Genomic DNA, 12,197 nt, shown 5'->3' with positions numbered 1-12,197 from the left:
TAGGATGAACAACTGTTTTCAAACGGAAGGGAATAACTATGTATAATGTTATGATTACAGGTGCAGGTAAAATTGGAAGTCTCATCGCTTGTTTACTGGCGAGCAGCAAGGATTACCAGATTCACCTGGCAGATTTGGAGTTTTCTGGTACAGATGTGACGCGCTTGCTGCAAACAATGCCGCAGGTCAAAACGGTCGCACTGGATGTTACTGATGAAGAGTCAACCCAATCCTATATTGAAAAAAATAAAATCGTTGCTGTCATTTCAAGCCTCCCTTATTTTCTGAATACGCATGTTGCCAGAGCGGCCAAACTTGCAAAAGCACACTATTTTGATCTCACTGAAGATACTTCAGTAACCGATGCAGTCAAGCAAATTGCTGAAGGTGCTGAAACTGCGTTTGTTCCGCAATGCGGACTTGCCCCTGGATTCATCAGCATTGCAGCGAATAGCCTGATGCAGGAGTTCGATGAGTGTTTTCATGCAAAACTTCGAGTAGGCGCCTTGCCCCAGCGCGCAAATAATGCCTTTCACTATTCCTTAACCTGGTCTACGGATGGGGTCATTAATGAATATGGAAACCCTTGCTATGGGATTGAAGGAGGCAAGCCAGTGGTTGTCCAGCCTCTGGAAGGTCTGGAATCCATTCAGATTGATGGTTGCGAGTATGAAGCATTCAATACATCCGGTGGATTAGGCAGTCTGGCCGATCTTTACAGGGGAAAAATTCAAACCCTGAATTATAAAACAATGCGCTATCCGGGGCATTGCGAAAAAATGCGTCTGTTAATGAATGATTTAAAACTAAATGAAGACAGGGGCACATTAAAACGTATTCTGGAAAAGGCTATTCCTAAAACCTATCAGGATATTGTTATTGTGTATGTGACTGTTGAAGGAATTAAGCACGGCGAGTTAACTGAGAAAAGCTACGTCAAAAAGGTCTATCCAGAAAATATTCTGGGCCTGGAGTGGTCAGCTATTCAGGTCAGTACCGCATCGGGTGTTTGTGCGGTAGTGGATTTGGTTCTGGGACAGGCTAATGAATACCATGGATTTGTCCTCCAGGAAAAGTTCCATTTGACCGACGTGCTGTCCAATCGCTTTGGTAAATATTACGCTTAGGAGAAATTAATGGATTTTTTGAAGCATTTAGGCATCCAGGATACAAATGCCGGCGCATATAGCGGCCAGGGTTGGCAGAGCGAATGTGAAGGTGAAAAGCTGATTTCCTATTCTCCGGCTACTGGAGAAAAAATTGCTGAAGTCGCTGCCTGTTCTATGGATGACTATCAAAAAATTATGAACCGGGCTGAAGAAGCTGCCCTGGCCTGGCGTAAGTACCCCGCACCGAAGCGGGGAGAAATTATCCGGCAAATGGGACAGGCTCTAAGAGAGCATAAAGACTGGCTTGGAAGTCTGGTCTCCCTTGAAATGGGCAAATCCAAACAAGAGGGCGATGGTGAAGTTCAGGAAATGATTGATATTGCTGATTTTGCAGTCGGCCAGTCCCGTATGCTTTATGGTAATACCATGCATTCAGAACGTCCCAACCACCGGATGTATGAACAATGGCATCCTTATGGTGTGGTAGGTGTGATTTCTGCTTTTAATTTTCCAGTTGCTGTCTGGTCCTGGAATGCATTTTTAGCAGCCATCTGTGGGAATGTGACCCTATGGAAACCTTCTGCGAAAACCCCGCTTTGCGCTGTAGCGGTGCAAAACATCTGCAATAAAGTACTAAAGGCCAATAATTGCCCGGAAATTTTCAGCCTGTTTATCCCTTCAAGCCATGATGTGGTTGATGCGATGGTTGAAGATAAGCGTATTCCCTTAATTTCATTCACCGGTTCAACTGCAGTAGGCAAAATAGTGGCTGCCAAAGTCGCTGCCCGACTTGGCAAAACAATTCTGGAACTGGGGGGGAACAACGCGATTATTCTCGACGAGTCCGCCGATCTTAATCTGGCGATTCCAGGTATTGTTTTCGGTGCTGTAGGAACCGCTGGACAGCGTTGTACCACTACAAGACGCTTATTTGTCCACCAGTCCATGTATAAAGAAGTAGTACGAAGACTCCAGCATGCTTATGAGCAAATAACCATAGGCGATCCATTGGATCCGAAAAATTTAATGGGCCCTTTAATTGATGAGCAGGCCGTATCTCAGTTCAGCAAAACCATTTCACGCATTAAAAAAGCAGGCGGACAAATTGTAGCAGGAGGGGACAGTCTAAATCGGGCAGGTTATTTTGTTCAGCCAACGCTTGTCACTGATGTTGAAAACAATTGGGATGTGGTTCAGGAAGAAACATTTGCGCCTATTTTATATGTCATGCCTTTTGACAGTATCGAAGAAGCGATTGAGTTGCAAAATGGCGTACCGCAGGGGCTTTCCTCGGCCATGTTTACTCAGAATCTTAAACATGCAGAGCGTTTCCTCAGTGCAATGGGCAGTGATTGTGGTATCGCTAATATCAATATTGGCACATCCGGTGCTGAAATCGGCGGTGCCTTCGGCGGAGAAAAAGAAACCGGCGGCGGCAGGGAGTCTGGTTCAGATTCGTGGAAGGCGTATATGCGTCGTCAAACCAATACCATTAACTGGGGAAATGAGCTGCCTCTTGCCCAAGGTATTAAGTTTAATTTATCCTGAAATTCTTCAATACTCGTATGCATCCAGGCCGTCGGGTTGTTTCCCGACAGGCCAGGATTATAACTGGCGTTTAAGCTTTCAACAGGTCGTTTAGGCCAATCACTCAATCTGATAAAAGGATATGATTATGCAGGAACCATTTTATATAAAAAAAATTGCCGTTTTGGGCGCCGGTGTCATGGGAGCACAAATCGCTGCCCATTGCGTTAATGCCGGTATATCCTGTCTCTTGTATGATTTGCCGGCGAAAGATACGAATAAAAACAGCCTTGTTGAAAAAGCAATTGCTAACCTCGCTAAATTGAAGCCAGCCCCCTTAGGGACTGCCAGAGTTGCAGCTCAGTTAATGGCCAGGAATTATGATGAGGATTTGGAAGAACTTAAATCCTGCGATTTAATTATTGAAGCCATCGCCGAGAGAATGGATTGGAAAGAAGCGCTTTATAAGAAGATTGCTCCATTTCTTGATGAGAAAGCTATTCTGGTTAGCAACACATCCGGATTAAGCATTAATGCTCTGGCGGGCGTATTGCCTGTTTCATTGCATGAACGTTTTTGCGGCGTACACTTTTTTAATCCACCTCGCTATATGCATCTTGCTGAATTAATTCCGACTTCAGCGACATCAACTACTTTATTAACACATTTGGAAACCTGGTTAACAAGTTATCTGGGCAAAGGCGTAATCCATGCCAAAGATACACCGAATTTTATTGCCAATCGCATAGGTGTTTTCTCTTTATTAGCCACTTTACATCATGCTGAAGCGATGCAGATTGGATTGGATGAGGTGGATGCCATTACTGGTTCTTTATTGGGGCGCCCCAAGTCGGCAACTTTCCGAACGATGGATGTTGTAGGCCTGGATACAATGCAGCATGTTGTGCATACAATGTATGAGCAGCTCAAAGATGATCCATGGCATGGTCGTTTCGTGCTGCCTTCCTGGCTGGAAAAAATGATTGAGCAAGGTCATCTTGGTCAGAAGTCAGGACAGGGGATTTACCGGAAAGCAGGCAAAGTTATCGAGGTTTTTGACCGCCAGACAGAGGAGTACCGTCCTTCTGCTGGTGAAGTCAGCCCGGAACTTAAATCAATTATGACTGAGAGGGAACCCCAGAAGCGTATGGCAGCCTTGCTCTCCTCACAAGACCGTCAGGCCCAGTTTTTGGCTGCATGTTTTATTGATCTATTCCACTATTGTGCTTTTCACCTTGAATCAATTGCTAATAATGTGCGCGATGTCGATTTGGCCATTCGCTGGGGATTCGGCTGGGCACAGGGCCCGTTTGAAACCTGGCAACAGGCGGGACTTGAGTCTATGATGACGTCGATAAGAGAAGCGATAGCGAAAGGCTCTTCAATGAGCCAGGCTGATTTGCCCGCATGGCTTTCCCGCGTGCATCAATTCTATCATGAGGGCGGCGCCTTTTCTCCTCAGAGCATGAGTTTTATTCCGAGAAGCTCGCTTTCTGTATATCACAAGCAATATTTCCCTGAGCTTGTTTTAACAGAGCATCCCGAAAAACTGGATAAATTATTTGAAAACGATGGGCTGACTTTATCACGCTTCAAAAATGATATTGGTTTAATTTCCTTCAAAAGTAAGTCAAATACAATTGGACAGGCAGTACTCGATGGTTTTGCAGCAGCAATGGATGTCGCTGAAAAACATTGTCGAGGGCTTATCGTTTATCAGCATGATGCTGGAAATTTCAGTTCAGGAGCCGATCTGAAGGGGGTTGGTGGTCTGATACAGAACAATGATTTTGACGCATTGGAAAAAATGCTGGAACAGTTCCAGCAAACGGTCCTGCGTTTGAAATACAGTCCCATTCCGGTAATTGCTGCGTTACGAGGGCGTGCTTTGGGCGGTGGTTGTGAGTTGTTAATGCACTGTGATGCTGTTGTTGCTGCTTTTGAATCCTATCCTGGTTTGGTTGAGGCGGGAGTCGGTCTAATTCCTGCTGGCGGCGGAACAAAAGAAATGGCTATGCGCGCTGCAGAAAAAGCGCAGGATGCGGATTTAATGGTATTTCTAAGCCCTTATTTTCAGCAAATTGCTACAGCGGCTGTTGCTGGAAGTGCTATGGACGCGCAGCAATTAGGTTATCTGAAAGCCACTGATACCTGGGTCATGAATAGCCACGAGGTATTATTTGCAGCACTCGCAAAAATGGAATCTCTACTGGCAAATAATTATCAGCCACCCATTCGAGGCGGCGTTTTTAAAGTCGCTGGAAGAGAAGGTTATGCCAGACTGCAGGCGGGTTTGGTTAATTGGATGGAAGGCGGATTTATCTCTAAATACGATTATTATCTTGTCAGCCAGCTTGCATTTGCTATCTGTGGGGGTGATGTTAATAACGGTACGCTGGTTAATGAAGACTGGATGCTTAAGCTTGAACGTGAAGCATTTATGAAATTGGCACGCAATCCATTAACCCATGCAAGAATCAGCTCTTTGCTGGAAACAGGGAAGCCATTGCGCAATTAATAGGAGACTTGATAATGACAAATGTTTATGTAGTGGATGTATTGCGTACACCCGTTGGTAAAGCTCCTCGCGGCGTATTCAGGCATACTCTGCCAGATGATTTGCTGGCCCATACGATTAAGGCTTTAAGAAATCGAAACGTCACCGTGGATTGGGAAACTGTTTGTGACGTGGTCATTGGCTGTGCCATGCCTGAGGCCGAGCAGGGCATGAATGTCGCACGAATTGCTTCATTACTGGCTGGTATGCCGCAATCGGTACCCGCAATGACCATTAACCGCTTTTGCTCTTCTGGAGTGCAAAGTATTGCAACAGCGGCTGCATCACTTATCCAGGGCAAACATTCTTTTGCAATGGCAGGAGGTGTCGAAAGTATGTCGATGGTTCCTTTAGGTGGAAATAAATACACAGCCAATCCGTCCATTTTTGAAAATGAGCATGTCGCCATTGCATATGGTATGGGAATTACTGCGGAAAATGTAGCGAAGCAGTGGAATGTTTCCCGCGAAGAACAGGATCAATTCGCTGCTCAAAGTCATGCCAAAGCAATCGCTGCCCAGCAAAAAGGGTATTTTAATTCTGAAATTGTTCCTGTTGAGATTATTGATCGAAAGGCTAATCTGAATACACTGGAAGTTGAGCAGCAGAAGCGATTAATTGACAAGGACGAAGGACCTCGGGCTGATACATCTTATGATGTGATTTCCCGTCTAAGACCCGTTTTTGCAGCACGTGGCAGCGTGACTGCTGGAAATAGTTCGCAGACTAGTGATGGGGCAGGCATTGCTTTATTGGCAAGCGAACAGGCGCTCAAGCAATATGATCTGCAGCCTATGGGACGACTCTTAGGCTATGCTGTGGCTGGTGTTGCCCCCGAAGTGATGGGAATAGGACCTATCGCTGCGGTACCCTTGGCACTAAAGCAGGCTGGAATCACGCTTGATCAACTGGACTGGATTGAGCTCAACGAAGCATTTGCAGCACAGGCAATTGCAGTAATAAAAACACTGGGATTGCCGCCAGAGAAAGTCAATCCTCTTGGAGGCGCAATTGCTTTGGGTCATCCACTGGGGGCAACCGGTACAATAAGAACAGCAACTCTGCTTCATGGACTTCGCAGAATTAAAGGTAAATACGGTATGGTTACAATGTGTATCGGCACAGGTATGGGAGCAGCTGCAATATTTGAAGCATTGTGAGAAGACTGAGTCTGGAATTCTACACAAGTGCATGAGAATTAAAAGTTGTCGAATCCCCGCGGCTGCGACCGTGGGGTCCAATAAATCTAATTCAAAGCCCCAATTTAATAAGCAGTCCATTCAATCTGTTGCTCTGGCAGGATTGTAGTTTTTCTGAGCTCTTTTTTGAATCCACCGTGGGCCCCGCGGTCGGTGCCGCGGGGATGCGGTGGTCGGTGCAGGGGGGGGCGGTGGTCGGTGCAGGGGGGGCGGTGGTCGGTGCAGGGGGGCGGTGGTCGCAGCCGCGGGGATTCGAAGGGCTGCGCCGCGAGTTCGGGAATATATCATGTAAATCCATCAAAAATATTGGCTATAAGTTATTAAATTGGTTGAATTGTGGGCGGCATGTCCTACTCTTGTATTAATAGGGGGATTATTTCATGGAGTGTCCATGCCCATGCGTTCTTTAATTTTGGCGGCGTGCCTGGTGACCAATCTGGCATTCGCCGATGAAGTTGTTGGTTTTTCTGCATTTGAAAATGGTGACTACACCACCGCGTATCCACACTTAGTGCAATCTGCTGAAAAAGGGAACGATGACTCAATGTATTTACTGGGTCGAATGTTTCAATATGGTTATGGCGTAAATCAGGATCCTGGAAAGGCAGCAGAATGGTACCGTAAAGCAGCCGAAAAAAATAATGCGCTCGCTCAGTTAAGTCTGGGTTTTCTTTACGATACGGGCCAGGGGATGAAGCAGGATTATAAAGAAGCCTTTAACTGGTATATGAAATCCGCGGAGCAAGGCAATGCAATTGCCCAGCGGAATGTAGCATTAATGTATGCTACCGGTGATGGAGTAAGGAACCCTGACGATGCAAAGGCATTTCAATGGTTTAAAAAATCTGCAGAGCAGGGATATGCCAAGGCTCAGGTTAACCTGGGTTATCAGTACATGATGGGAATGGGAACTGATAAAGATGTAGAAAAGGCATTTTACTGGTATGACAAGGCTGCCTCCCAAGGGGACGCGAAGGGCGAATACAGTATTGCGCTTTTATATACTGGAAAATATGGCATTACCGAGGATCAGGCTGCAGCAACCTATTGGTTTTCAAAAGCAGCAGTTCAGGGGCATCGAAACGCACAGGCTTATCTGGCCTACCAATATTTAAATGGATTGGGTATCGCGGCAGATTCCAGAAAAGCGGCATACTGGTATCAGTTGGCTGCTGAAAAGGGCCACTCCCAGGCTCAGACCGAACTGGGGCAGTTGTTATTAAGCGGTAATGGTATCGACAAGGATTATCAGCAGGCCGCTTATTGGTTTACCAAGGCCGCGGCACAGGGCAATGTGACCGCACAGGGTAAACTGGGCTATTTGTATTTGGCGGGTTTAGGCGTTGCACAAGACAATTCTAAAGCCTATGCCTGGTTAAAACTGGCATCAATTAATAACAATGAGCAGGCCAAGAAGGAATTAGCTCGTCTGGAACCTCGTTTAACTTCGAACGAAAAACAATCCGGGGATCAGCTTTATTATGTTCTTAAAAATACCAAGCCAGTTCCTGAAGGTCAGGAAGATGAGTAGCGAAATCTGATTCCTTGTATAGATACCGCGCATAAAGCGCGGTACGTGGGAACTCCTATGGTGTGTTCAATTTTGTGAGGATCTCAGCACCATTCGCAGCATCCATGCTCTACCCTCGACTTCCCGCGACCTGTTCGGGATCCAAATCTTAGCTCCCAGGGCTCTCACAAGCTATTAATACTTTCACTAATCAGACTAATCGAAAGCTTTCCATCTTTATTCTTTTGGCGTTTAAAAATAGAATAGCTCACCATATTTAAATCCTCGCCGCTTACAGAAGCTACGCTTAGAAAGAATTCACTTTCAATGGTAATAAGCTCGGTACGGATATTCAATTTTTGCAACAACTTTGTTACTTTCTTCAAACTGGTAAACCCTTTTTCACCGCGGGCTTCAATGATCTCATTAACCTGATTTTTGTCCAGATTATTTCCCAATGCGGCGAGCACTGGCCGGGTAGCTGTGTTTAAGTTAATGGTAGTAATTTCTGGCAGACTAATTGTATAGGGTTCTAAAGCCTTATAAACAGTTGCATCGACCCCTTTTATTAAGCGTAACTCGGTCACACTGGTTATGAATTGCTGGCTTGGATAGTAGGGGGGGTTTTGTTTTAAATAATAGGATACAAACTGATCTTGCCCGCGTCCTGGTTGATAAGGGCTAATCCATTGCTGAATGGCATCGGCGATTGCCAAGCGCTGTGGCTTGTTTAACTTAGGTAAGGTTTCTTGCAGAAGATTAAAAAACAACAAGTTATAGCGTTTATCGGCAATATTATTTAGATTAAAGCGTCCCTGTAAATCATAGAGCCCGCCCTGAATGCGGATGTCTGGATAAATTCCTTGCATTTTTGCAGGAAAATCCAATAGTTTGCCATTGGCATCAGAGGCTGAAAATTGTCTGGATTTATTGCTTAACTCGCCCATTGCCCAAAATGTTACAGCCTGGGATGCAAGATAAAGATTATCACTTTGGATTGTAATCCTAGCATGATAAATATCCAGCTGCAGCCGGCTGCTCATTGCTGTGGCAGCAATTGCTACCAGTGTCATAATGAATAATGCTGAAATCAGGGCGCTGCCCCGACGAGTCAGGGATTGCTGCTTACGCCTGTATCGTATTGAGGGATCAGGAAATTTTTGCATACAATCCTTCTGGTAAAATAAATAAGAAGCTGGCATTTCCCCAATCAGAAAGTGTTATTTTCAGCTGTACTGCCTTAGGCAAGACAGGTGTATTGCCTGGGCTTGTCACATTGGCTTCCCGCCATTCGGATAAGATCTGCAGATTCTGATCCAGATAGCCAAACTTACAGGTTTTAACATTTACCAGCATTGTTTTATCGTGATAATTATTACGATTGGTGGTATCCAGCACATCCCAGTTTCTTCTGACTAATTTACCATCCTTGCAAAGCCAGGCAACCCGGCTCATGCTGCTTTTTTTCTCAACACTAAACGGATTGGTTAAACCGCCGCGAGTCAACTCAATATAGAGAGGCTGGCCTGTAAACGCGGGGAATAAACGCATTTCATTACCTCGCACGGGACGGGTGATAACCTGTTCTGTGTCTCTTTCTATCATTATAATTGCCATCTGCAATTCAGATAGGCGTTCAGCTTGTTCAGTGACTCTGCTTCGCGTGTTGAATGCATAATACATGGCGGATGAGGTAAGGGTCGCCAGAACAGCGAATACCACCAGTGCAATTAAAATTTCAATTAAAGTAAAGCCCTGCTTATTACTCATTTCCATATCTGAACGCCATGACTGGATTTGTAAACGGCCCAGCCTGATTTTTACTGGTAGTAATAATTAATTGTTGTACTGATTTAATTGGGGTTTGAGCCAGTTTGACCCGCCAATACCAGCGCTGTCCAAACATTGTGGTCACCTGGGTCACCTCCTGTGTCGTGCTGACGGATAAAAGCCCTAGCTGTACCATGGCAATTCCCTGTGTACTAATCCATTGTGTAATCATTTTTTCTTTAAGTCGTTGCGTATGCGCTACATCCTGGGCAGTTGCTTTTACCAGTGCTGTGAGCGAGATGGCAATGACTGCCAAAGCAAGTAACACTTCAATTAATGTAAACGCCTGAACTGTGTTTCTCAGTGGAGATTTCATTTTTTCCCTGGCCTGATAATCACTTCACCGTTATGCGCCCCGATTACACTAACCAAGTCAGGTTCTGTTTCTGTGCCAAAGCTTAACGTAAAAGCAGACAGATTGCCGGTTGGGCTGATAATGATATCAGGAGATTTTGTATTGTTTTTTATAGTGGTTTTGAGACTAACGTGAATGCTTTTAGGGAATGTTTGCCAATGAAAAAGGCTTTTGCCAGGCATTGGCTCCCAGGTCTTTGCCTGCACAAAACGGTAAGTGCCATAACCATCCTTATTGATATTAACACCTAGTGTATTCATTTCAAGGATGGCGCGTTGCTGAACCAGCTTAAGATAAGTCACAAACTGCTCTGCGCTAAGCTGGACTCGACGGCTGGCACCGAAATCGCCAAAGGCAAGAAGAGTAACACTGGCTGCAATTCCCACAATCAGAATAACCACCAGTATTTCAATTAATGTAAATCCCCGCTCATTTGGCATCCCAGTTTCCGATTTCAGCATTGATCCCTGTCCCGCCTGGCTCTCCTTCAGCGCCCAGTGTAAACACATCGACATCGCCATGTTCGCCAGGGTTCAGATAGAGATAATCACGTCCCCAGGGATCTTTGGGTAAAGATTTAAGGTATTGCTTCCAATCGCGGGGAGCTGGGTTGGTTGTCGGTTTTTCAACCAAAGCCATCAGGCCCTGATCTGTGCTGGGATAAAAACCATTGTCAAGCTTATACAGATCCAGGGCATTTTGTATTGCAAGAACATCCTGTTTGGCTTTTACAACACGCGCTTCATCTGGCCTGCTGATAATCTTGGGAACAACAATAGAGGCGAGAATACCTAGAATCACGACTACAACCATAATTTCAATTAATGAAAAACCCTTTTGAAACTTCATACCTGCTCCTGGTAATGTCTGAATTTTATTATAACGTATGAAAAATGATTCTGGCTATACATGGCTAACTCACCAGCTGCTCCATTGAAAATATGGGGAGTAGGGTGGCTAACACAATGAACAATACGACAGCGCCCATAAATAAGATCACCAGGGGCTCAAGTAAGGTCAATGCCGTATCAATCAGCCGGCGGACTTCTGCATCCATATGTGATGCAGCCCGCTCCATCATGGTGGCGATCTGGCCGCTTTTTTCACCGCTTGCGATCAGATGGATTGCCATTGGATTTAAAAAACCTGTTTCTTTTAAAGCATGGCTGATTGACATCCCTTCACGTACACGGGTGGCAGCGACATCAAAAGCCTGGCGCATAACCAGATTCGTCACGAGACTTGCTGAAACGCGCATGGTTTCCAAAACGCTGACACCAGCGGCAAAAAGAATACCAAAGGTATGAATATAACGGGCTACGTTCACCGACCGGCTTAGATAGGCGATGATGGGCAGGCGCAATAACAACCGATGCCATGCAGTTTTGATTTTGATGTTCCTCAGGCTGCGCCTGAATCCAAAAATAGCAAGCGCCAATGCTCCAAGAACGTATAAGCCATAGGATTTAATAAAATCACTCAGGGTTATGAGGAGTTTTGTCATCTCTGGGAGTGATTGGCCGCTGCTGGTAAATACTTCAATAATTTTGGGTACTACGAATGCAAGGAGAAAACTAATAATCGCAGTTGAGACAATAATCATAAGAGAGGGATAAATCAAAGCCTGCTGGATCTTCTGTCTTGTTTCCTGCTGGTTTTCTGTGTAGTCAGCCAGCTTTTCAAGCACCAGGTCGAGACGTCCGGTTTGCTCGCCGGCACCGACTGTTGCCCGGTATAATTCAGGAAAGGCATGAGGAAACTCCCCCAAAGCCTGGGCCAATGAGTAACCTTCGAGGACTTTTGCCCGCACCCCGATAACCAGCTCTCTAGCCTTGTCTTTTTCGGTTTGTTCGCTAACTCCTTGCAGGGATTCTTCTACAGGGATGCCGGCAGCGAGCAAGGTCGCTAACTGACGGGTCAGTAATGATAAATCCTGGGCGGAAAGACGCCCTTTAACATGGTTTTGTTGTTTATGTACAGCTTTGATTTGAGTGGGGATTAATCCTTTTTCTCGTAAAAGCTGACGGGCCTGGCGTTCGGAATCTGCCTCGATTACGCCCTTGGTATTTGCACCGGATTTGTTTAATGCCTGGTATTGATAGGCTGCCAT

At 45.5% G+C, this 12,197-nt stretch carries 11 protein-coding genes; 5 read left to right on the top strand and 6 right to left on the bottom strand.

The window, feature by feature from the left end; translation table 11 throughout:
* Positions 1-38: 38 nt before the first annotated feature.
* The 5 genes from DYH42_RS07810 (at position 39) to DYH42_RS07785 (ending at position 7,923) form a co-directional block, all read left to right on the top strand.
* Positions 39-1,127 carry a saccharopine dehydrogenase family protein gene (locus DYH42_RS07810; protein ID WP_058522730.1) on the top strand — a complete coding sequence of 363 codons (1,089 nt, stop codon included), beginning with the start codon at positions 39-41 and terminating at the stop codon, positions 1,125-1,127.
* A gap of 9 nt (positions 1,128-1,136) precedes the next feature.
* Complete coding sequence (gene amaB / locus DYH42_RS07805) at positions 1,137-2,657, top strand: L-piperidine-6-carboxylate dehydrogenase (RefSeq protein ID WP_058522731.1); 1,521 nt, start codon at positions 1,137-1,139, stop codon at positions 2,655-2,657.
* A 127-nt stretch (positions 2,658-2,784) separates the two neighbouring features.
* Positions 2,785-5,154, top strand: a complete 2,370-nt coding sequence (locus tag DYH42_RS07800) for a 3-hydroxyacyl-CoA dehydrogenase/enoyl-CoA hydratase family protein (protein WP_058522732.1) — start codon at positions 2,785-2,787, stop codon at positions 5,152-5,154.
* Between the two features lie 14 nt (positions 5,155-5,168).
* A complete protein-coding gene (locus DYH42_RS07795; RefSeq protein WP_058522733.1) occupies positions 5,169-6,353 on the top strand; it encodes an acetyl-CoA C-acyltransferase in 1,185 nt (394 codons plus the stop codon).
* 436 nt (positions 6,354-6,789) lie between these two features.
* Positions 6,790-7,923 carry a tetratricopeptide repeat protein gene (locus DYH42_RS07785; protein ID WP_058522797.1) on the top strand — a complete coding sequence of 378 codons (1,134 nt, stop codon included), beginning with the start codon at positions 6,790-6,792 and terminating at the stop codon, positions 7,921-7,923.
* Positions 7,924-8,087: 164 nt separating this feature from the next.
* On the opposite strand, the gene gspK is transcribed toward DYH42_RS07785, so the two are convergent.
* From gspK to lspF, 6 genes are all read right to left on the bottom strand, one after another.
* Entirely contained in the window at positions 8,088-9,068 is a 981-nt protein-coding gene (gene gspK, locus DYH42_RS07780; protein ID WP_065232787.1) for a type II secretion system minor pseudopilin GspK, read from the bottom strand.
* Positions 9,052-9,672, bottom strand: coding sequence for a GspJ family T2SS minor pseudopilin variant LspJ (gene lspJ / locus DYH42_RS07775; RefSeq protein WP_058522795.1), 621 nt, complete (start codon positions 9,670-9,672; stop codon positions 9,052-9,054). The genes gspK and lspJ overlap by 17 nt, the downstream gene beginning before the upstream one ends.
* Positions 9,665-10,048, bottom strand: coding sequence for a GspI family T2SS minor pseudopilin variant LspI (lspI, locus tag DYH42_RS07770; RefSeq protein ID WP_058522790.1), 384 nt, complete (start codon positions 10,046-10,048; stop codon positions 9,665-9,667). Before lspI ends, lspJ begins: the two co-directional genes overlap by 8 nt.
* Positions 10,045-10,527 (bottom strand): type II secretion system minor pseudopilin GspH, encoded by a 483-nt coding sequence (gspH, locus tag DYH42_RS07765; protein WP_065232789.1) that lies wholly within the window; start codon positions 10,525-10,527, stop codon positions 10,045-10,047. The genes lspI and gspH overlap by 4 nt, the downstream gene beginning before the upstream one ends.
* The gene (gene lspG / locus DYH42_RS07760; protein ID WP_058522788.1) at positions 10,517-10,936 is read right to left on the bottom strand and encodes a GspG family T2SS major pseudopilin variant LspG; all 420 of its coding nucleotides are present in this window, start codon (positions 10,934-10,936) and stop codon (positions 10,517-10,519) included. Before lspG ends, gspH begins: the two co-directional genes overlap by 11 nt.
* 64 nt (positions 10,937-11,000) lie before the next feature.
* Positions 11,001-12,197: a GspF family T2SS innner membrane protein variant LspF gene (gene lspF / locus DYH42_RS07755; RefSeq protein ID WP_058522787.1), complete on the bottom strand. Its 1,197-nt coding sequence runs from the start codon at positions 12,195-12,197 to the stop codon at positions 11,001-11,003.

The organism is Legionella birminghamensis (genome assembly GCF_900452515.1).
GTDB classification, from domain to species: domain Bacteria; phylum Pseudomonadota; class Gammaproteobacteria; order Legionellales; family Legionellaceae; genus Legionella_C; species Legionella_C birminghamensis.
This window is presented reverse-complemented; position numbering and strand designations above follow the sequence as displayed.

What these genes read in the sequence shown, in the direction of transcription:
- DYH42_RS07810 (WP_058522730.1), top strand. Translation starts at nt 39, where the DNA reads ATGTATAATGTTATGATTACAGGTGCAGGTAAAATTGGAAGTCTCATC.
- amaB (WP_058522731.1), top strand. Translation starts at nt 1,137, where the DNA reads ATGGATTTTTTGAAGCATTTAGGCATCCAGGATACAAATGCCGGCGCA.
- DYH42_RS07800 (WP_058522732.1), top strand. Translation starts at nt 2,785, where the DNA reads ATGCAGGAACCATTTTATATAAAAAAAATTGCCGTTTTGGGCGCCGGT.
- DYH42_RS07795 (WP_058522733.1), top strand. Translation starts at nt 5,169, where the DNA reads ATGACAAATGTTTATGTAGTGGATGTATTGCGTACACCCGTTGGTAAA.
- DYH42_RS07785 (WP_058522797.1), top strand. Translation starts at nt 6,790, where the DNA reads ATGCGTTCTTTAATTTTGGCGGCGTGCCTGGTGACCAATCTGGCATTC.
- gspK (WP_065232787.1), bottom strand. Translation starts at nt 9,068, where the DNA reads ATGCAAAAATTTCCTGATCCCTCAATACGATACAGGCGTAAGCAGCAA.
- lspJ (WP_058522795.1), bottom strand. Translation starts at nt 9,672, where the DNA reads ATGAGTAATAAGCAGGGCTTTACTTTAATTGAAATTTTAATTGCACTG.
- lspI (WP_058522790.1), bottom strand. Translation starts at nt 10,048, where the DNA reads ATGAAATCTCCACTGAGAAACACAGTTCAGGCGTTTACATTAATTGAA.
- gspH (WP_065232789.1), bottom strand. Translation starts at nt 10,527, where the DNA reads ATGCCAAATGAGCGGGGATTTACATTAATTGAAATACTGGTGGTTATT.
- lspG (WP_058522788.1), bottom strand. Translation starts at nt 10,936, where the DNA reads ATGAAGTTTCAAAAGGGTTTTTCATTAATTGAAATTATGGTTGTAGTC.
- lspF (WP_058522787.1), bottom strand. Translation starts at nt 12,197, where the DNA reads ATGGCAGCCTATCAATACCAGGCATTAAACAAATCCGGTGCAAATACC.